This window comes from Methylobacterium sp. CM6246, assembly GCF_054818005.1.
On record NZ_JBTXKY010000001.1, the window covers coordinates 4,474,169 to 4,495,409 of the forward strand.

The 21,241-nt window shown below is 68.9% G+C and carries 14 protein-coding genes; 5 read left to right on the forward strand and 9 right to left on the reverse strand.

The window, feature by feature from the left end; translation table 11 throughout:
- Positions 1 to 59 precede the first annotated feature (59 nt).
- Both ACYQPG_RS21770 and ACYQPG_RS21775 read right to left on the reverse strand, forming a co-directional pair.
- Positions 60 to 1,049 carry an inorganic phosphate transporter gene (locus tag ACYQPG_RS21770; protein ID WP_461231736.1) on the reverse strand — a complete coding sequence of 330 codons (990 nt, stop codon included), beginning with the start codon at positions 1,047 to 1,049 and terminating at the stop codon, positions 60 to 62.
- A gap of 9 nt (positions 1,050 to 1,058) precedes the next feature.
- On the reverse strand, positions 1,059 to 1,700 hold the full coding sequence (locus ACYQPG_RS21775; RefSeq protein ID WP_147906992.1) for a DUF47 domain-containing protein: 642 nt from the start codon (positions 1,698 to 1,700) through the stop codon (positions 1,059 to 1,061).
- 236 nt (positions 1,701 to 1,936) lie between these two features.
- Here ACYQPG_RS21775 and ACYQPG_RS21780 point away from each other — a divergent pair, with 236 nt between their 5' ends.
- The 5 genes from ACYQPG_RS21780 to ACYQPG_RS21800 all read left to right on the forward strand — a co-directional run bounded on the left by ACYQPG_RS21780 (position 1,937) and on the right by ACYQPG_RS21800 (position 11,467).
- A complete protein-coding gene (locus tag ACYQPG_RS21780; protein ID WP_461231737.1) occupies positions 1,937 to 2,158 on the forward strand; it encodes a hypothetical protein in 222 nt (73 codons plus the stop codon).
- Between the two features lie 1,069 nt (positions 2,159 to 3,227).
- A complete protein-coding gene (locus tag ACYQPG_RS21785; RefSeq protein ID WP_461231738.1) occupies positions 3,228 to 5,708 on the forward strand; it encodes a family 16 glycosylhydrolase in 2,481 nt (826 codons plus the stop codon).
- A 945-nt stretch (positions 5,709 to 6,653) separates the two neighbouring features.
- Positions 6,654 to 6,971 carry a hypothetical protein gene (locus ACYQPG_RS21790; RefSeq protein ID WP_246692638.1) on the forward strand — a complete coding sequence of 106 codons (318 nt, stop codon included), beginning with the start codon at positions 6,654 to 6,656 and terminating at the stop codon, positions 6,969 to 6,971.
- Positions 6,972 to 7,029: 58 nt separating this feature from the next.
- On the forward strand, positions 7,030 to 8,208 hold the full coding sequence (locus ACYQPG_RS21795; RefSeq protein WP_147938580.1) for an efflux RND transporter periplasmic adaptor subunit: 1,179 nt from the start codon (positions 7,030 to 7,032) through the stop codon (positions 8,206 to 8,208).
- Positions 8,209 to 8,293: 85 nt separating this feature from the next.
- Complete coding sequence (locus ACYQPG_RS21800; RefSeq protein ID WP_461231739.1) at positions 8,294 to 11,467, forward strand: efflux RND transporter permease subunit; 3,174 nt, start codon at positions 8,294 to 8,296, stop codon at positions 11,465 to 11,467.
- Between the two features lie 100 nt (positions 11,468 to 11,567).
- Here ACYQPG_RS21800 and ACYQPG_RS21805 read toward each other — a convergent pair whose 3' ends face one another.
- The 7 genes from ACYQPG_RS21805 to ACYQPG_RS21835 all read right to left on the reverse strand — a co-directional run bounded on the left by ACYQPG_RS21805 (position 11,568) and on the right by ACYQPG_RS21835 (position 20,779).
- A complete protein-coding gene (locus ACYQPG_RS21805; RefSeq protein WP_461231740.1) occupies positions 11,568 to 12,602 on the reverse strand; it encodes an adenylate/guanylate cyclase domain-containing protein in 1,035 nt (344 codons plus the stop codon).
- Positions 12,603 to 12,664: 62 nt separating this feature from the next.
- Positions 12,665 to 13,024, reverse strand: a complete 360-nt coding sequence (locus ACYQPG_RS21810) for a response regulator (RefSeq protein ID WP_461231741.1) — start codon at positions 13,022 to 13,024, stop codon at positions 12,665 to 12,667.
- Between the two features lie 70 nt (positions 13,025 to 13,094).
- Entirely contained in the window at positions 13,095 to 16,019 is a 2,925-nt protein-coding gene (locus ACYQPG_RS21815; protein WP_461231742.1) for a response regulator, read from the reverse strand.
- Positions 16,020 to 16,392: 373 nt separating this feature from the next.
- Positions 16,393 to 16,599, reverse strand: coding sequence for a hypothetical protein (locus ACYQPG_RS21820; protein ID WP_461231743.1), 207 nt, complete (start codon positions 16,597 to 16,599; stop codon positions 16,393 to 16,395).
- A 28-nt stretch (positions 16,600 to 16,627) separates the two neighbouring features.
- Entirely contained in the window at positions 16,628 to 17,326 is a 699-nt protein-coding gene (locus tag ACYQPG_RS21825) for a sugar transferase (RefSeq protein WP_461231744.1), read from the reverse strand.
- A gap of 1,126 nt (positions 17,327 to 18,452) precedes the next feature.
- The gene (locus ACYQPG_RS21830; protein WP_461231745.1) at positions 18,453 to 19,769 is read right to left on the reverse strand and encodes an MFS transporter; all 1,317 of its coding nucleotides are present in this window, start codon (positions 19,767 to 19,769) and stop codon (positions 18,453 to 18,455) included.
- Positions 19,769 to 20,779 (reverse strand): helix-turn-helix domain-containing protein, encoded by a 1,011-nt coding sequence (locus tag ACYQPG_RS21835; protein WP_461231746.1) that lies wholly within the window; start codon positions 20,777 to 20,779, stop codon positions 19,769 to 19,771. Before ACYQPG_RS21835 ends, ACYQPG_RS21830 begins: the two co-directional genes overlap by 1 nt.
- Between the last annotated feature and the right edge of the window lie 462 nt (positions 20,780 to 21,241).

Here is a 21,241-nt window from a genome sequence, read left to right on the forward strand (position 1 = left end):
GCTATATTAAGCCTCTTAAATTCGGTTTCGTGCGCGCGACGCATATTTTTCCTGGCCGGTCACGGCAGCACCAGGCCGGAGACGCCGTAGATCAATGCCGCGACCAGCGCCGCCGCGGGCATCGTGACCACCCAGGCGATCACGATGCCCTGGGCGATGTTCCAGCGCACCGCCGAAACCCGCTTGGCCGCACCGACTCCGACGATCGCCCCGGTGATCGTGTGTGTGGTGGAGACCGGGATCCCGAACGCGGTGGCGGCAAACAGGGTGACGGCCCCACCGGTCTCGGCGCAGAAGCCCTGCATGGGGGACAGCCGGGTGATCTTCGAGCCCATCGTGTGGACGATGCGCCAGCCGCCGAGCAGCGTGCCGAGCGCCATGGCGGTCTGGCAGGACAGCACCACCCAGAGCGGCACGTGGAACGCACCGCCCTCCTCCCCGTGGGCGTAGAGCAGCACCGCGATGATGCCCATGGTCTTCTGCGCGTCGTTGCCGCCATGGCCCAGCGAGTAGAGCGAGGCCGAGACGAACTGCATACCCCGGAACAGCCGGTCCACCGCGTGAGGGGTCGAGCGCACGAAGATCCACGATACCGCCAGCATCAGCAGCAGCCCGAGGCCGAAGCCCAGGGCGGGCGAGAGCACGATGGCGGCGCTGGTCGCGATCACGCCGGGCCAGACGATCGCGCCGAGGCCCGCCTTGGCGATGCCGGCCCCGAGCAGGCCGCCGATCAGCGCGTGCGAGCTCGAGGATGGGATTCCGGCGTACCACGTGATCAGGTTCCAGCTGATCGCGCCGCCCAGGGCCCCCAGGATCACCCGGTCGGTCACCATGTCGACATCGACGATGCCCGACCCGACCGTGCCGGCCACGTGCAGGCCGAAGATCAGGAACGCCACGAAGTTGAAGAACGCCGCCCAGATGACGGCGTAGCGGGGCGCGAGCACCCGGGTCGACACGATGGTGGCGATCGAGTTTGCGGCGTCGTGCAGCCCGTTCAAGAAATCGAAGACCAGGGCGACGGCGATGAGGACGATCAGGAGGGTCACGCGGCCGGCTCAGACATGCTCGACCACGATGCTGCTGATCTGGTTCGCGACATCCTCGAACCGGTCCATGACCTTCTCCAGGTGGTCGTACAGCTCGGACCCGACCACGAAGGCCATGGGATCCTGCCGGGAAGCCTTGAACAGGGCCTTGAGCCCGGCATTGTGCAGGTCGTCGGCCCGGCCTTCGAGCTGGATGACCCGCTCGGTCAGGGTGTTCAGGACGGTCGCGTTCTCGCCCAGCGCCCGCAGCTTCGGCATCGCCTCGGCGGTCGCGGCGGCGGCCTCCTGGATCACCGCGCCCATCTCGCGCATCGACGGCTCGAAGGCGGTGACCTCGAACAGCTGCACCGTCTTGGCGGTCTTGAGCATCTGGTCGATGGCGTCGTCCAGGGAGCCGACAAGGGCCTGGATGTCGCCCCGGTCGAACGGGGTGATGAAGGTCCGCCGCACGGCCAGCAGGGCATCCCGGGTGATCGTGTCGGCGGCATCCTCGTGGTCGGCGATCGCCTGGCAGGCCACCGGGACGTCCTGGGTGCCATCGAGCAGGGCCCGGAGCGCGGCCGCGCCGCCGACCAGGGTGGCGGCATGGCGCTCGAACAGGTCGAAGAACCGGTCTTCCTTCGGCATCAACGCACGAAACCAGCCCAGCATGTGACGTCCCGGTTCGAGGATCAGTATCCGTGCAAGCTCGACTGCCAGATACGCCTAGCATGGCGATCGGCGGTTCGCATCAGCCGGCACCGGTCACGCCCTACATTCGGGCCGCTTGCGTCATTGATCATATCGATTTCTATTATCGATCCTATCTGTTTGGATCATGACGCAGTGCAGCGTAGATAGTGCCTCGACACCGGGCTTCGGACCCGGACAGCAAGAGGTATCCCCCCATGACCACGCGTTCCTTGATCCTGGCCGCCCTGGCCTCCATCCCGATGATCGGTTCAGCCCTGGCCGATGAGGCCATCAACCTGACGCCGCCGCTCTACCGGGAGCAGGCCCGGGTGATCTCGACCACCCGTCCCGCGACCGAACTGGCGACCACGCCGCGCCTCGTCCCGGCGGCTCAGACCACCCGTGTCGTCACCGCTACCGCGATGCCGACCCGCTGATGCGGGCGGGACGCCTCCCGGCGCATCTTCACGGCGCATCGCTCAGACGCATCCCGGAGCCCCCAGCCCTGCTCCGGGATGGCGCCGACCGAGCGCACCACCCCTGCGCCCGGCGGGTGCCGGACCAGCGGCCCGGGATGAAAGATCCCCAGGCCGCATAGGCGCGCGCCCCCATAAGACCCAGTCGGAATCGCGGATCGACGCGCCTGACAGGGTGCGAACGGTTGCAGTGCAAAACGCGATGCCGCGTCGGCGGTCCGCCCGACAGTGCAGGCTTCGTCCCGATACCGAACTCGTGCACCGCCCCGACCGCCCATGATGTCGGCGCCCCCCCGTTCCTGCGCGCGTTCCCCGGTCGATCGCATGAAATGCGGATCCGCCACGGCGACGGGCTCGCTGTTACCGGCCGGGCTCCCCGGACCGGTGCGGCCCGATTGGTAGGTAATCGATCCTTGGCCCTTCTCGGGCTTGCGCCAACCGGCGTCCGGAGGCCGGCCACCGGCGGCTTCTGATCGTCGCCCCTGCGGCTTCGTGTCGAACCCCCCGAATCCGCTTCGGATCCGCTCCGCTCGACCTGGGCCCGGCGAAATCCGAGCTGGCAGGATCCGCCCATTCCCAGCCAAAGCGAAGTCCCGCCGCGATCGCACGCCGGTCATTCCGCGCGGACCGGCCCGCAGGATAACCCGCTCTCAACGCAGGATTTCATCCGCTGAGCGGGGCTTCCGGACCGGCTATCCCCGGCAACACCCATCTTCATTCCGACAGGTCTCGGGCGGACCGGGAATAGGAAGATAGGCTTGTGCGCGGTATGGCTCGACAGCAACTGTCAATCCCGAATGCAGCATCGAACCGAGCTGATCTTCATACGCCGAAAACGGGATCTTGAATGCTGCACAAATACAAATCTTGACAGCAGCGCAACCACGTACGTAATGTTTCCACAGTGTTAAATTTAGGAAAAATAGCTGAGTAGGTTGCCCGTCCACTCGGGTGGCTGACGCGACGTAGGCAAGTTCTCTTGTGCTGCGATGGATCAATCGCGCCCTGCTGCAAGTCTGGGGAAACATTCATGGTCGACTTGACCGGTTATAAACTAACCTTCGACGAAGAGTTTAACACCCGCAGCATTTCACAGACCGGCGCGGGGACCACCTGGGCCGATATCCGCGCGCAAGACCGTGGTGACGCGAATGCCGATGTCGGGTTCGGCCACTCGTCCTTCGTGGACAAGGGGTCTGGCTACGATCCGTTTCAGCTCCAGGACGGCGCCCTGTCGATCACGGCGGTCCCGGACAGGACTTCGTCGGGCGTGCCGGGCAGCTGGGAATCCGGCCTGCTGACGACCCAGGGCAATTTCTCGCAGACCTACGGGTATTTCGAAGTCCGGGCCGACTTCTCCGAACAGGTCGGCGCCTGGGACGCGTTCTGGCTGCTGCCCAACCAGCAGAAGGCCGACCCCTACAACGCGGGCCAGCACCAGGAGCTTGACGTCGTCGAGCGCTACGGCGACGGGCCGAGCACCGTCTACAGCACGATCCACACGACGGATCAGACGCCGAACATCCCCTGGCAGCAGAACCGCCAGGTCACGAGCGTGATGCCGGACCAGACCGGCTATCATACCTACGGCATGAACTGGCAGGCCGACCGGATCAGCTTCTACGTGGACGGCCAGATGACCGGCTCGCAGGCGACGCCGTCGGATCTGCACAGCCCGATGTACATGCTGGTGAACCTGGCCACCCAGGGGGGCGGCAGCAACAACGCCGATCTCGCCGGCGTGCCGATCAGCTCGAAGATCGACTACGTCCGAGCCTATTCGAACGATCCGACCGCAGTCGCCGTGAAGCGCGACACCGTGTCGAGCCCCGACGGCCGGGATCCGGGCCTGTACGGCGCCGCCGCGGCAACCTCGACGAACACGACGACAGCCGCCGCGACCACGGCGAGTGCGGCGAAGGGCACGACGAGCACGGCCACGAGCGTGGCTTCGTCGGCAGCGTCGGCCACCAAGCCGGCGACCGGTTCGACCACCGGCACGGCATCGGGAACGACCAACCCGACGAACGGCTCGGCCGCCGCGCCGACGACGAGTTCCACGGCCACGATTGCCGCGACCCCCAAGCCCGCCGTCTCGACGGCGCCGACCGGGACTGCCTCCCCGTCGAGCGTCAGCCCGAACGGAGGCGTGTCCCCCGCCGCCGCACCGACACCGGCCGCTCCGACGACGGGGTCCGGCGCCTCCACGCCGTCAGCCGTTCAGAACCCGCCTGTCGGCGCGTCTTCGGGCTCGACCAACGCCACACCGGGAACGAGCGCGCCCACCGCCAGCGCTGCGCCCACGACGGCCTCATCGACGGCTCCATCGGCGGTCCCTGCCGCAAGCACGACCCCCACGACGGCGCAAAGCAGCGCCCCGGTCGCATCGACCGGCACTGCTCCGAGCGCGACCGGCAGCGGTGCGAACGGTGCAACGCAGGCGTCCACCGCGAGCGCGACGCCGCCGGCTGCAACCTCCACGACGAGTGCGAGCGGCTCGGCGACTCCGACCACGGGTTCCACCGCCGCGTCTGCGCCGGCCAGCACCGGGAGCGGAACCGGCCCGGCAGGCGGCAGTGCGACGACGGGGTCCCCTTCGACCACCCTCAGCGCAGCACCTGCCGCGCCGACGCCGAATGCCGCCGGCACGACGCCCTCGACGGTGACCGCCAGCGCGCCGACCAGTGCCGCTTCCAGCGCGGTGAGCAGCACGAGCGGCGGATCGCACACGACCGCGAGCGCGCCGTCCCAGGCCGCCGCGGAGACGACTCACTCGGGTGGTGCGACCCATTCGGGCGGTGCGCCTCTTGCGGCCACGGGTTCGGCTCCCCCTCCGACCACCGTCGGCGCAGCGCCTCAGGCCCCTGCCCCGACGACGAACTCCGCGGGGACGGCGAATCTGTCCGCGTCCCCCGTGTCGGGTCAGTCCGCGGCCGCCTCGACAACGCCGGCAAACGGCATGGCCCACACGCCGACCGCAGGACCGAGCGCGGCGGCCCCGGCGGCCCTCGACACAACGGCGGTGACGACCCCGCCCGGTGGGTCCGGCGCAAACGGTGTCGCGAGCCCGGCAAGCGTAGTCCCGGTGGCGAGCAGCGCCACCGCGCAGCCGGCCATGGCCACCGCTCCGACCAACCCGGCCTCGACGGTGGCACCCGGCTCCGGCGGTACGGCGCGGCCGGTGCTGGGCAGCGCAACCCGTTCTCCCGCCGGCACGCAGAACCCGTACCCGCCGACCGGCAACCCGATCGCCGCCGCGCCGACGGCCCCCATCAATCCGGGCAGCGTAACGAGCGCGTCCCCAGCCGCATCCGCGGGCGCCACGAGCCCGCAGGGTCCCGCCGTCCCGGCGGTGAGCAAGGCTCCCACCTATGAGACGTTCTCCGTCCCCGAGAGCCAGCGGAAAGCCGCGATCGCCCTGATGGCCAAGATCAACAAGGGCGAAGCCAGCGCACCCGCGACCACCGACTGGTTCACCAAACTGTCCAACATCCTGATGCACCTCTGGTAGGCGCCGCTTTCGAACGCGGTTTCGGAAGGCGCCTGCGAGCGCGGGCCGCTTCGCTCAGCGGGACCTGCGGATGTCCGCAGCCGGCGGGATGGTGCGTGGTGTGGCCCGGAGGGTCGCGCCCGGCGCCTGCCGGCACCGGTTGCCTCCCGGTACGAGACGGTCGCCGGCGGTTGATCCACCGGGCGGCCGCTGCTCGATGTTGCCGCGCGGCAAACCGCGAAACGGCAGCCCGGCGCAATGCCACGGCCTCGACGCATCGTTCTGGCTTGCGCCGAGCCGGCATCCACGTGGCTGGCGAGCGCTCGGGCTGGAGCGGGTCCGCTGCGAGGGGACGCCGCGACTCGGGCCCACCTGTGCGGGGCGCGATCCGGGACGCGGATACGCCAGCCGCCTCCCGGCAGCGGATCGGCTCCGTTCCGATCTGTCGAGCGGCACGGGCTAGCTCACGACGCGGCCTCCCTCGCCAGCATCGGCCGCGCGCCGCGTCCCGAGGCACCTCCTGGCGGCCGCGGTACTCGACACGGTCGCGCCACCGGATCGGACGGGGGCACGCGTCGACGATGGGAGGCGGCGTCTCGAATGCAATAACGGCGACCTGCCCGCTCAGTATGGCGGTCGTTCTCCCATCGGGATAGCCGGGCCTGGCGAGTCGCCCCGCGTCCGGGCTTCAAGATTGGCATTTCACATTCGGTAATCAATTCAAACGAAGCCGATCGTTTCCGCGGCGCGAATGCCGATTATCAGTAGAAATCCGCTCTGATGGCCCGCCTTTTGAAGTCGGAGCGCGCACGGCCTGTGGTATCCATTGCAAACCGGCGGCCGAATCGGGTTTGTCCTGCGCAGAGACACCGCGGCATCGCGGGGCGCGCGACACCTGAGGAGGGTGGTCGCGGCTTGGATCGATCGGTTGGCCCGGTCGGCGCAGTGACCGGAGGCGTATCGACGATGATGATCGCTATTCCCGCCTTGCTGATGGGAGCGACCCTGGCGGTGCCGGTCGCGGACCGCGTGCCGGTCTTCGATGTCGGACCGGGGTGCCGGGCGGCCACCACGCTGATGACCCTCGATCCCAGGCGGCAGAAACTCTGCCTCGACGATGAGGCGTCGGCACGCGCGCAGGTCGCTCAGAAATGGTCGCGCTATGCGGCCGTCGACCGGACGCGCTGCACCGCGGAGGCCCAGCTGGATGGGCTGCCGAGCTACGTCGATCTGCTCGAGTGCCTGACCCTCGCCCGCGAGGCCAAGGCGGAAGACACGTGGTAGCCGCGGCAGGATCTCTGCCCACGACCGTCCCGTAACGATCCCAGTCGAGGGGCCGCCCGTGCCGATCGCGCCACTGCTTTCCGGACCCGTCCGCGTTCTGGTCGTCGCGACCATCGCGGCGCTGGCGGCCGGGTGCCGCGACACCAACCAGTACGTTCCGCCGCCGCCCCCGAGCGTCTCGGTGGCGCAGCCGGTCGTGCGCAACGTGACGCGCTACTTCGAGCTCACCGGCAACACCAAGGCGTTCGCGGCCGTCGATCTCGAGGCCCGCGTCCAGGGATTTCTGGAGGGGATCAGCTACACGGACGGGGCCGTGGTGAAGAAGGGCGCGCCGCTCTTCTCCATCCAGCGCAACACCTACGAGGCGCAGCTCAAGCAGGCGCAGGGCGCCCTCGCCGCGCAGCAGGCCGCCCTGGCCAACGCCCAGTCGGAGTATCAGCGCCAGTTCACCCTGGGCCGGCAGGAATTCGCCTCGCAGGCGCGGGTGGAGGATGCCAAGACCAAGCTGGACCAGGCCACCGCCGCCGTGCTGGAGGCGCAGGCCAACCTCGATATCGCCGCGATCAACCTCGGCTACACGCAGGTCTCCGCGCCCTTCGACGGCGTGGTCACCAACCACCTGGTGGATGTCGGGGCGCTCGTCGGCATCAGCGGACCGACCAAGCTGGCGCAGCTCGTGCGCATCGACCCGCTCTACATCTACTTCAACGTCGGCGAGCAGCAGGTCCTGCGGGTCAAGCAGCACCTGCTCGCGACGCAGCGGACGTTGGGCGACCTGTCCAAGATCCCGGTGGAGATCGGCCTGCAGGACGAGGCCGGCTATCCGCATATCGGCAAGCTGGACTACCTCGCGCCGCAGGTGGACCCGTCCACCGGCACGCTGCTGGCCCGGGCGCTCATCGACAACGCCGATCATGCGCTCCTGCCGGGCCTGTTCGTGCGGGTCCGGATCCCGGTCGGACGCGACGACAAGGCTCTGCTGGTCCGCGACGACGCCATCGGGACGAACCAGCAGGGCAGCTACCTGCTTACGGTCGGGGCCGACGACACGGTCTCGCAGCGGGTGGTGACGCTCGGTCCGCGGGACGGGCGCGAACGCGTGATCCAGACGGGGCTCAAACCCGACGAGTGGGTCGTCACGGACGGCATCCAGCGGGCCATCCCGGGGGCCAAGGTCGCGCCCCGGAAGGTGGCGCCGGCCGATGCTTCGGCCGACCCGGCGGCGATCCGGCGGTGAGACGCCGGCCGTCGGCACCCGTCGATCCGCGCTCCCGCCGATCCGGCGGGCCGCCCCTGAGACGCCGGCACCGAGGGTCCACGGCATGATCTCGCGCTTCTTCATCGAGCGGCCTGTCCTGGCCAACGTGCTCGCCCTGGTGATGGTGCTGGTCGGCGCGGTGTCGCTGTTCAACCTGCCCGTGTCGCAATACCCGAACGTCGTCCCGCCGACGGTCCAGGTCACCACGCGCTATCCGGGGGCCAGCGCCCGCACGGTGATCGACACGGTGGCGCTGCCGATCGAGCAGCAGGTCAACGGCGTCGAGGGCATGCTCTACATGCAGTCGACCAGCGCCAGCGACGGGACCTACACCCTCACGGTCACGTTCGCGATCGGCACGGACGGCGACCAGGCCCAAGTGCTGGTGCAGAACCGCGTCGCCATCGCGATGTCGTCGCTGCCGCAGGCGGTGCAGGTGCAGGGCGTCACGACCCAGAAGAAGTCCACCGCGGTCCTGCAATTCGTGACCCTGTCCGCCCCCGATGGGACATTCGACAGCCTGTTCCTGTCGAATTACGGCGTCATCAACGTTCAGAACGAGCTGGCCCGGCTCCCGGGCGTCGGCAACGTCACGGTGTTCGGCGCCGGCCAGTACGCGATGCGGATCTGGCTGGACCCCGACCTCGTGCAGGCCCGGGGTCTCACCCCCGACGCCATCGTCACCATCGTCCAGCAGCAGAGCCAGGAGGTCACCGCCGGGGCCGTGGGCATGCCGCCGGTCCCGGCCGGCCAGGATTTCCAGTACACCCTCAACGTCAACGGGCGGCTGAACGACGCCCCGGACTTCGAGAACATCGTCATCAAGGCGGATGCGCAGGACGGCGGCCGCATCACCCGCCTGCGCGACGTCGGCCGCGTCGAGCTCGGCGCGCAGACCTACAGCCAGTCGTTCACCCTGAACGGTCAGCCCGCCGCCGGCCTCGGCATCTTCCAGCTGCCGGAGGCGAACGCGCTCACGGTGGCGGGGGCGGTCCGCACCCGGATGGGCGAGCTGGCCAAGAGCTTCCCGCCGGGCCTCGTCTACAGCATCCCGTTCGACACGACCGGGTTCGTGCAGGCCTCGATCCACGAGGTCTACACGACGCTGTTCGAGGCCGCCGTCCTGGTCCTGATCGTCATCCTGGTCTTCGTGCAGGACTGGCGCGCCATGCTGGTGCCGGCGACGACGGTCCCGGTGACGATCATCGGCGCCTTCGCGGCGATGGCGGCGATGGGCTTCAGCGTGAACCTCTCGACGCTGTTTGCCATCGTGCTGGCCATCGGCATCGTGGTGGACGATGCCATCGTGATCGTCGAGGGCGTCGCCCACCATATCGACCAGGGGCTCTCGCCCCGGGCGGCGGCCGAGAAGGCGATGGAGGAGCTGTTCGGCCCGATCATCGGCATCACCCTGGTGCTGATGTCGGTCTTCGTGCCGGCCGCGTTCCTGCCCGGCCTGACCGGGCAGCTCTACAAGCAGTTCGCCCTGGTGATCGCCGCCACCGCCCTGATCAGCGCGGTCAACGCCGCCACGTTGAAGCCGACCCAGTGCGCCCTGTGGCTGCGCAAGCCGGTCCCGCCTGAGAAGCGCAACGTGTTCTACCGCGGCTTCAACCGCGTCTACGGCGTCGCCGAAGGCTGGTACGCAAGGCTGATCGGCCACATGGTCCGGCACAGTGGCGTCATGGTCGCCGTCGCGCTCCTGCTGATCGGCCTGGCCGGATGGGGGCTGACCCGCCTTCCGACCGCGTTCCTGCCGACCGAGGACCAGGGCTACGTCCTCATCGGGGCGCAGCTGCCGGACGGCGCCTCGAAGGAGCGCACCGACGCGGTGATGCAGCGGATCAGCGCGCACGCGAAGGCGACGCCCGGCGTGGACAACGTGCTCACCATCAGCGGCATCTCGGTCCTCGATGCCAACGCCACCCTGCCCAACGCCGGCGTCGCCTACGTCGTGCTCAAGGATTGGGGTGCCCGGGGCAAGGAGAAGGGCCAGGACCTGCGCAGCCTCTACGAGCGCTTCAACGCGATGCTGGAGGGGGTGGAGGGCGCCTCGACCTTCGTGCTCATCCCCCCGCCGATCCAGGGCATCGGCAATGCCAGCGGCTTCACCATGCAGGTGGAGTTGCGCAACGGCGACTTCGACTACCCGCTGCTGGAAAGCCTCGCCCGGACGATCGTTGCCGACGGGACCGCGCAATCCGGGCTGCAGAAGCTCAACACCTCGTTCCGGGCTGGCGTGCCGCAGATCGCGATCGCGGTGGACCGGATCAAGGCCGAGGCCCTGGGCGTGACGGTCGGACAGGTGTTCTCGACGCTGTCGAGCTACGTCGGATCGTCCTACGTCACGCAGTTCAACAAGTTCGGCCGGACCTTCCAGGTCTACGTGCAGGCCGCGCCCGATTACCGGCTGCGCCCGGAGGACATCCAGAACCTGAAGGTGCGCGCCGGCAACGGCGTGATGGTGCCGCTCGGCACCGTCGTCGAGATCAAGTCGGTGCAGGGCCCATCCCTGATCAGCCTCTACAACCTCTACCCGACGGCCACGATCGTGGGTGGGGCGGCCCCCGGCTTCAGCTCCGGGCAGTCGCTGGACCTGATGCAGCAGATCGCCGCGAAGGTGCTGCCGCCGGGCACGGGCTACGACTGGACGGCGATGTCGTATCAGGAGAAGGCCGTGGGCTCCCAGATCTACTGGGTGTTCGCGCTGGCCATCGTGCTCGTCTACCTCGTGCTGGCCGGGCAGTACGAGAGCTGGATCCTGCCGCTGGCGGTCCTGCTCGGCGTGCCGCTGGCGCTCCTGGGGACGGTCGGGGCCCTGCTGTCGCTCGGCGTCGCCAACAACCTCTACACGCAGATCGGCCTGATCCTGCTGATCGCGCTGGCGAGCAAGAACGCCATCCTGATCGTCGAGGTCGCCCGCGAGAAGCGGCAGGCCGGGCTCGACATCGCGGCGGCGGCCGTGGAGGCGGCGCGGCTGCGTTTCCGCCCGATCCTGATGACCTCGTTCGCCTTCATCCTCGGCGTGCTGCCGCTGGTCACCGCCACCGGGGCGGGGGCGGCGGCGCGCAAGTCGATCGGCATCGCGGTGTTCAGCGGCATGCTCGCATCGACCTGCCTGGCGGTGTTGTTCGTGCCGTCCTTCTACGTCATCCTGCAGCGCCTCGAGGAGCGCCGCGCGCGAGGCCCGCGGCCCGCACCGGCCGGGACGGTCGCGGCGGTCTCGGAGAGCCCCTGACCGCCACGACGCCCGGCCGGGATCTCAGGAGCGACGCGGATGCGTCGAAGCCTGTCCGCCGCCGTAGCGATTCGCGTCATTCGTCGCGCGGTCGAAACGCCTATCTCAACGCGCAACAATAGACCTCGCACTCGCCCTTCCCCTTGAGGGCGACCTTGCCGACGGGACGGATCGCGCCGCCATCCTGCACCCGGGTCGAGGCCTCCTCCGACAGGTGGACGGCGCATCCGTCGCCGAGCGCACAGAGGCGGGCGGCGACGTTCACGGTGTCGCCCCAGAGATCGAAGGTGAACTTGGACCGGCCGACGATGCCGCCGACGACGGAACCGATGTGGATGCCGGCGCGGATCCGCCAGCCGGTCGGCCCGTCACCCGCGATGGCGACCATGTCCCGGGCGCAGCGCACCGCCGCGGTCACCGGGTCGGCGTGGGGCGACAGCAGGTTGGCGGTCGCCATGAAGGCGTCGCCGATCGTCTTGATCTTCTCCATGCCGTGCGTGTGGGCCACCACCTCGAACGCCTCCGCGAGGCGCTGAACCTCGGCGACCACGGCTTCGGGGCCTTGGGTGTGGCACCACGCCGTGAATCCCACGAGATCGATGAACAGCACCGCGACATCGTCGAAGAGCCGGGGCTTGACCTGCCCGGTGGTCATCAATTCGCTCACCGCCGCCACGGGCAGGATCGCGTGGAGCAGGTCGTCGGCGCGCTTGCGCTGCCGCTCGATGATTTCGAGATGCGCCATCTCCCGGTCGTGGAGCCGCTTCCGGTCCAGGCACGCGCGGATCCGGGCTTCGAGCAGCACCGGCTCGAAGGGCTTCGGCAGGTAATCCTCGGCCCCCATCTCGATGCAGCGCACGATGCTGCTGATCTCGGTCAGCGCCGAGATCATGACCACCGGGGTATGGCGCAGCCGCTCGTGCGCCTTGATGCGGTCGAGTACGGCGTAGCCGTCGAGGATCGGCATCATCACGTCGAGCAGGACCAGATCGAACGGCTCCGCGTTCAGCAGATCGAGGGCCGCGCGCCCGTTGGCGGCCCGGACGCTCGCATGGCCGAGAAGCTCCAGTTCCTGCTCCAGCAGGTCGAGGTTGAAGGCTTCGTCGTCGACGATGAGGATGCGCGCTGGGTCCACGGGTCTCGCTCTCTCCGGGCCGATGCCACTCTGGGCTGAAGCCTCTCTGGGGCCGCCCGCGCTCAGTCGAGCCAGTGTTGCAGCTTGGCGAACAGCAGGTCCTCGTCGACGGGCTTCGTCATGAAGTCGTCGCAGCCCGCCGCCTTGGCCTTGTCGGCGTCGCCGCTCATCGCGTTGGCGGTGATCGCGATGACGGGAATGCCGGCCGTCGCCGGGTCGGCCTTGATCCGCCGCGTCGCCTCCCAGCCGTCGATGACCGGCAGCGAGAGGTCCATCAGGATCAGGTCCGGGGTGTGGCTCGCGGCCATCGCGACGCCGGCGGCGCCGTCGACCGCCATCATCAGCGCGTAGTCGTCCTCTAGGAGCTGCATCAGCAGGTCGCGGTTGAGCTCGACGTCTTCGACGATGAGGATGGTCTTCATCCGCCGACCTCCTCGGAGGCTGCGTGCGGGCGATCCAGCGGTCCTGCCGCGGCCTTTCCGATGGCAGCGCTCATTGCGTCACCTCGGCCGCCGGGTTGTCCGCCAGCGGCAACGCCCGCCTGACCTCCCGGACCAGGGCGTCGCGGTCGAGGCCCTGCTTGTCGATCAGTCCGCGCACGCGCTCCCGGAGCATGCCCTGGTCGGCCGCGTTCAACGACGCCGCCGTCAGGACGACGACGGGGATCGTGCGGCCGACGGGATCGGCCTGGAGATGGTCGAGGAAGGTGAGGCCGTCCATGCCCGGCATCAGCAGGTCGAGGAGGATCACGCTCGGGCGCGCCTGCGCGATGCGCTCGAGGCCCGCGGCGCCGTCCGGGGCCCAGTCGATCGTGCAGCCCTCGGTGTCCAGCAGCTGGCGGACGAGGTCGACCACGTTCGGGTCGTCGTCGACTACCAGGATGCGCTCGCTGTTGGGGGCGGCGCGCCCGAGGGCGCCGATCAGCGACTCGCGCTCGAACGGCTTCACGATGTAGTCGCTGGCGCCGAGGTGGAAGCCGAGCTCCTTCTGGTCGACGATCGAGATCAGGATGACCGGGATCTCGCGCGTCAGCGGGTCGGTCTTGAGCGCGTGCAGCACCTGCCACCCGTCCGTGCCCGGCATCATGATGTCGAGGGTGATCGCGCGCGGCTGAAGTGCGCGCGCCTTGCGCAGGCCCTCCTCGGCGTTGGGGGCGCCGACCACCTCGTAGCCGGCGTCCGACAGGTTCTCCTGCAGCAGGTAGACGACGTTCGGGTCGTCATCGATCGCGAGCACGAGCCTGGACCCGGTCCGGGGCGCGGCAGCCGTCGCGGGCGCCGACGGCTTCGGGCTCGGCTGGAGTTCGAGAGCGCCCTCGACCCGCTGCGGGATGGTGAGGGTGAAGGTCGAGCCCACACCCTGCCGACTCTCCACCGCCACGTCCCCGCCGAGCATCCGCGCCAGCCGGTGGCTGATGGCGAGGCCGAGCCCGGTGCCGCTGTGGGCGCGGCTCGCGGAGTTGTCGACCTGCTGGAACTCCTCGAAGATCACGGTCAGCGCCGCGTCCGGGATGCCGATGCCCGTATCCGCGACCGCGAGCGCGATCCGGTCTCCGACCGCGCGGGCCCGCAGCGTCACCGAGCCGGTCTCAGTGAACTTGATGGCGTTGCTGAGGAGGTTGATGAGGATCTGCTTGAGCTTTTCCTGGTCGGTGAAGACCGTCTCCGGCAGGCCCTCCACGTCCTTGAGCAGCTGCACGCGCTCGCTCTTGACCAGGGGCTCGACCGTCCGGAGGCAGATGTCGATGGTGGGCTCCAGCGCAAACTGTGCCGCCTTCACCTCCATCCGCCCGGCCTCGACCTTGGCCAGGTCGAGAATGGTGTTAATGAGCGACAGCAGGTGCTCGGAACTCGTCAGGATCTTTTCGAGGTTCTCGAACTGCTTCAGCGGCAACACGTCCTTGGCCCGGCGCATCACCAGCCGCGTGAAGCCGATGATCGCGTTGAGCGGCGTGCGCAGCTCGTGGCTCATGTTGGCGAGGAAGCTGCTCTTGGCCCGGCTCGCGTTCTCCGCGGCGTCCTTGGCCTGACGCAGGTGCTCCTCCGCGCGCTTGCGCTCGATCACCCGCCCGAGCTGGGCGCCGATGTTGCCCATGACCTTCAGCAGCGCCGGATCCGGCGTCTTGGCCTCGCCGGCGAAGAACTCCAGCACCGCCACGACCTCGCGCCCGATCGTGACGGGGAAGGCGAAGGCGGCCCGGATCCCGTCCGCGGCCGCGGCGGGGGGGAGGCCAGGCTCCGGCTCCGCCCCGAGGACCCAGGCCGGCGCGCCGGACGCCAGGACCCGCCCCGGGAGCCCGACGCCGGCCGAGAGCGGCGTCTGCGCCGTGACGTCCCGGAACCGCGCGAAGCGCTCCGGCGCGTCGCAGTGCCAGAGGCCGGTCGGCACCAGGGTTCCGCTCCCGTCCTCGGCCAAGCGATAGGCGTGCCCGAGGGGCCATCCGGTATGGGCCGCGACCCGATCCAGGCAGAACCGCACGGCGTCCTCTACGGTGGCGGCTTCGTTGGCCGAGGCCGCGGTGACCTGCAGCAGCTCGACGAAGGCCGTCTGCTCCCGGAGCGCGAACTCGGCCGCCTTGCGCTCGGTGATGTCGCTCCACGACTCGACGACCTCGACGGGCTCGCCGTCCGGGCCCCGGACGAGGCGCTGCTCGTCCCGGACCCAGCGATAGGTGCCGTCCTTGCGCAGGAACCGGTACTCGATGACGTTGTGGCCGGTCGCCAGCAGGTGCGGGAACTCCGCCAGGACCCGGTCCCGGTCCTCGGGGTGCAGCCGGTCCAGCCAGAATTCGGGGCCGGCGAGGTAATCGCTCGGCTCGTAGCCGAGGAGGTCGCGCACGTTCTCGCTGATGAAGGTCGGCGCGTTGCGGCCACCCACCTCGAAGCTGCAGATCATCGACGGCGACGCGGTCAGGAGGTAGGTCAGCCGCCCCTGCGTCGTGAGCAGGGCCTGCTCGGTGCGCTTGATCTCGGTGACGTCGGTGTAGACCGCGACCGTCCCGCCGTCCCGGGTCCGGCGCTCGTTGATCTGGATCCAGCGTCCATCGCGCTGCTGCTGGAGGATCGGCCCGCGCGGGTCGCGGAAACGTGCGAGCCGGCTTTCGAGCCACGCGTCGCCGGTGTCGCCCTCCTCTCGCACGACGCAGCGTTCCGCGGCGGCTCGCGCGATTGCGGAGAACGCTGCCCCCGGGGCGATCACGGCATCGAGGCCGGGATGAAAGTCGCGGAAATGACCGTTGCAGAGGCTGAGGCGGCCTTCGGCATCAAACAGGGCGAAGCCGTCAGAACTGCTCTCGATCGCCTCGATCAGGCGTTGCCGCTCGCCGTCACGCGACGCCGTTTCCATCTCGAAGGCCATCATCTCGTGCCCTGCCGCCTCGAGCTTTCGACGCTGGGTTCCCGGGCCTTCCTCGGACATGAACCCGCGTCATCGATCCATGACATCGAAGCGCGATATCAAGTCACTTTGGAGCGGCGATCCGGAAATCACAATACCGAACGGTTTCTCCATGCGGACTATCGTGAGTCTGCTGTCAGTTTACTGATCTGTTTTCTGGGTTGATGGGTATGGTTCCGGATCGGCCGCCGTATCCGAGCGGTGACGGTCGCCGGTCGTGCCGCTGTAATGACGCGGTGGATGGATCGAGACGCTCGGAATGGGGGCCTCGCCCACCCATGCCTCCCGCTGCCGATGCTCGGTCAGGGGTGACGAGCGTTATGCCACGACGCGCGCGGGGCGACCGGCGTCGCCGACCTTGTGCGCCATCGGACCGGATCGCCGGCCCTAACATTCAAAAGTGCTGCACATCGATCTTCGGGCGGCGGCTCACTCGGGCAACGATCCGCGACCAGAGCCGGTGCGAGGCTTCGTGCGCACGGGCCGCACGCAGCATCACACCCAGCGACAGGCTCAGCACGCTCGCCAAGAGCAGCAGAGGCCTGGAGGGTGGCGTCTCAGCCTCGGCGTAGTCGTACCAGAGCGGGTTGTCGTCCTGCATGGCGTGGTCCCTCGGCGGCGCGGCCACGCTACTTGCTGCCGCGCTGGGCGAGGACGGCCGGGACGGTGCGCAGCATGATCGCGATGTCCCGGCGCAGGCTCCAGCGGCTGGCGTAGTCCAGGTCGAGCGCCACGCGCTCGGCGTAGCTGGTGTCGGACCGGCCCGAGACCTGCCACAGCCCGGTGACGCCCGGCGGCACGGCAAAGCAGGTCGCGAACGCCCGGCCGTAGCGGGCGACCTCGGCCTGCACGATCGGGCGCGGGCCGACCAGGCTCATCTCGCCGCGCAGGACGTTCCACAGCTGCGGCAGCTCGTCGAGCGAGGTCTTGCGCAGCACCTGGCCGATGGCGGTGATGCGCGGATCGTCGGAGAGCTTGTGCGTGGCGGCCCACTCGGCCCGGGCGCCAGCGCTGGCGGCCAGGTGCGCGGCCAGCACGCCCTCGCCGTCCGTGACCATCGAGCGGAACTTCAGGCAGCCGAAGCTGCGCCCGTCCCGGCCGAGCCGCATGTGCCGGAAGATCGGCGCCTTGCGGTCGCCGGCCCAGACCAGCACGGCGATCAGCAGCATCAGCGGCAGCAGCAGGAACAGCGCGGTCGCCGCCACCCCGATGTCGAGCCCGCGCTTGGCCGCCCAATCCAACCGAAGCCCACGCGCCACGAACGGCGTCTCCGGCAGAGCGGCCTCAGCCGCCTCGCCCACCTGCCCGAGCGTGAGTTCGGCCGTCACGGCGCAGCCGCCGCCAAGCGCGCCCGGATAAGCCGAGAAATCGGCCGCCCCCCGTCGCTGTAATGCACTCTGCAGCATAGTTCCGACCTCTCGACGGCGACGTTCGCCTTGGGTATTGGTTAGATGGTTAATCAATCATTACGTCTAAAAATGGGTAAATCACGGATGTCGATATGAGACTAGAGCCAATATTTAGTTCAAATGGTACTTAGTTAACTGGTCTAAGGCCGCATACGTAGTTGGGCGATGCGCGTTGCAGGAAATCTGTTCCCCGCCCGCTTCCAAGCGGGTTCAGCGGCCAAAACCTACGTAGTTTCGTCTCATAGAGACCCGTCTGGCCGGATCGATCGTACGCGACACAGTCACGGATGCCTCGGACGGCATCACCCACGTCGAGCGAGACCCATCGGTCAGGTGCGCTACGAGTACATCGGCAGAAAGACCTGTCCTCGCATCACGAGACCGAGCTGGTCGATTGCGATTCGTCGGTCGTGGGCGAACCCGTGGTGCCGCCCACGTCAGCGCCACGCCATATCCCTGATCGCTCGGGCTACGGGCGACGTGAAGCCCGATGCCGGCAAGGTTCGGCACGCGGCCCGTCGCGCGCACTGAGACATCGGCCGACGGGATCGAAGCTACGCCTCGATGACCGATCACACCGATCTGCCGTATGCTGGGCGCGATCACGCTTGAGCCACCGGTGCACAATAGAAAATGCCGCCGGTCTCCCCGATGATCTCCACGACCCAGTCCCAGGTGGAATCGCAACGGGCGGCCCCGGTCTTACGGCACGCTGCAGCGACCCGGTCGGCGACGCTCATCGCCTCGTCGAAGACCTGGGTCTCCAGGACGAAGGGGGCGCACCGGATCTTTGTGGTTGAAGACTTGATCTGTAATTTAAACACGATGTCTGGCCGCACATGAAACCAAAGACGATGCAATGACCGCATAGGCGGTTATGCACAGGTCCGCAGTGCCCTTACAGACACTGTAACCCGCCAAGCTAACCAATTGAGCCGGGAAAAACGGCAGGACAAAAGAACGGGACACCGAGACAAACGCTGGCGGGTCGGGGCCTGAAAGGGACCCGGCCTCGACAGCGTCGCCGGTCCGATCCGAGATAGGGCTACCGCGAACGGTCCGGCCTAGACGGCGCCCGAACGGTGCCGCCGACTAGGGCGAGGACAGACCCAAGCGCCGAGACGGGGATGAAGACGGTCAGCATCGCCAGCCCGACGCCCTCGGTGCCGAAGACACGATCGTTGAGAACGCCGACGAGGACGGGACCGAGACCGAAGGCGATCAGCGTGACGCCGGACACGAAGAGCGCATTGACGCGCCCGCGAAACGCTCTCGGTGTCAGGATTTGAAGCCTGGCCAATATGGGTGCGCTGGTCATGCCGAGAAGCGCCACCAGAGCGGTCAACGCCGTCAAGGACACGCTCAGGTCGGAGGCGAGCGCCGTCACGGCGACCGCGGGACCCGTCAGGGCGAGAGCGGCCGCGAGGATGAGAGATCCAGGCCTGCGTCGTCCGCGCGCGCGCCAGCGGTCGAGCAGCCGGCCGGCCGTGAGATGCCCGGCCGGCGCCGCGACGAGAACCAGCAGGCCGATCCGTATACCACTCTCGGCCGGCGTGAGATGATGCACCCGCACGTAGAAGGTCGGGATCCAGGCCGTCAGCGTCTGTCCGATCAGGACGGCCGCGACGGCGGTCCCGAAGAGCGGCAGATACTGCGCGCGCCGCCGATGCATCCACGCCCACAGCCGTGCGTCGCGCGCTGGCGGCGCGGGTGACGGTTCAACGATGCGGAGGGCGCCGACGAGCAGCAGGACGTTGGGGAGGCAGGCCAGGACGAACAGGGCACGCCATGGCGGCAGGGCGGCCTCCATCCCGGGAATCCGGAAGCCGCCGTTCAGGGTCATCCAAGCCAGCACCGTCCCGCCCAGCAGGAGGGCGGAACTGCGCCCGATGCTTCCGCCGGCCGTAAACCACGAGATGCCTCGTCCGAGCCGATGCCTCGGCAAACGATCGGACAGGAGCGAGAGCGCGACGGGCGTGATCGCCGCCTGGCCGAGGCCGAGGAGCGCGCGGGCACCGAGGAGCAGCACGAAGGTGTCTGCGAGTCCGCACGCGAAGGTCGCCGAGCCCCACACGACGAGGCTGGCGACTAGCAGCGCACGCCGATGGCCGCGATCCGCGAGGACACCCATGCCGGGCATGGCGAGCGCGTTCACCAGCGCGAAGGCGGACCCTTGGACCAGTCCGAGTTGCGCATCGCTGAGCCCGAGATCCACCTTCAGGGGCTGCGCCACGAGGGTGATCAGGAAGCGATCGCCGAAGGCGACCAGCTGGACCGCCGCGAGCAGCAGGACCAGCGGCAGTCCATCCCGGTCGCGCCAGGCGCGTCCGGGCCGAGTGCTTCCCTCCTGGACGGCCCGCATCAGTACAGCTCGGCGACCCAGCGCGCGAGGACCGGGTCGGGGGCGACCCCGTCTTTGGCTCCGGTCGAACGGGCCTGCCGGATCTCCGTGCGGAACCGGCCCGGCGGCGCGCCGTAGGCACCCGCGAAGACGCGGCTGAAATGGCTTTCGTTGGCGAACCCGTGCTCATGTGCCAGGCTGGCCAGGGGGCGATCCTCGCCGGGCCGCAGCAGGGCCTTCCGCACCGCCTCCAGCCGGCGCTGCTGGATGTAGCGCGCGATGCCGCCGTCCACGCCGAAAACCTTGTAGAGGGCCGAGCGCGACATCCCGATTCCGGTCGCGACAGCCTGCACGTCGAGCCCCGCGTCCATCAGGTGGGCCCCGATGAACGCTTCCGCCCGCGCTCGACGCACGGGGTCGGCCGCCTCGTGCGAGAGCGCCCGGTCCGTGATCGGCAGGTTGGCGAGGCCGAGGCCCAGGAGCTCCGTCACGGCGCGCGCCGCATGGCCGGTGCCGTCCGGCGGCAACGTCGCCACCCGCCGGACGAACGAGGCCAGAAAGTCGGAGAGCAACCCGGCCGCGGCCGCCGGCAGGATCGCCCCGTGGATGTGATCGATGGTCCCGAGCACGCTCTGCACGTGCTCGCGCGCCAACTGCACGGAGATGAGCCGGGCGCGTTCCATCTGCGATCGGTGCGGCCGCGAGGTGTCGACGATCATGATCTCGCCGGGACTGAGCCGCCGCTCGTCCTCGATCGGACCCGACACCAGTTCTCCGGAGAGGAGGAGGTGCAGAGCGAAATGGTCGAAGCCGTCGCGTCGGACGCGCGCGGCGTCCCGGCTGTGCCGAAGGCCGCTGATCTGACGATCGAACACGATCATCCTGGGCTCTCGCACGATCCGGACGCTGGCGTGGAAACAGCCGTCGGTGCGCGTGACGTCGGTGCCCGAGCTGTAGAGCCGCCGATACGCTTCGAAGCTGCCGCGGTCTGTGGCGGCGCGCGCGTCAAAGGTCAGCGCTTCGACAGGCATGAATCGGCGTCTCTCCCGGACGGTTGAGGCAAGGATCTCGGTCGGATCGCGACTGCGAGCGCGGCCAAGCACGCGCTCGCAGCGGTCCCATAGATCTCCGCCCAGGTGCGGCGACCGCACTGCGATACCAGCGACGGTTCGAATGGTTCCTGGGATGCCAAGCGGCCCAACCCGACGCAAGGGCGTCGGCAGCGTCCTCGCGCAACCTTGATTTGGCGCCTCCCGAACGGCCGACCTGCCAGACCCGGCCGTAACAGGCCCCACTCCAGCCGCGGTCACGATCTGGTGACTTCGCAACCGCGGACCGTAAGCGATTGGCGAGCCGTGGTCCCCGGCGTTCGAGCCGCTGACTTGCCGACCTTGCAGCGGGATCCACGCCGGAGACCGCGACCGCGCCGCGGCGAACGCAGGAAGCCGCCCGCAAAGACCGTACGATCCGGACCGTCGCTGCTCGACGGTAAA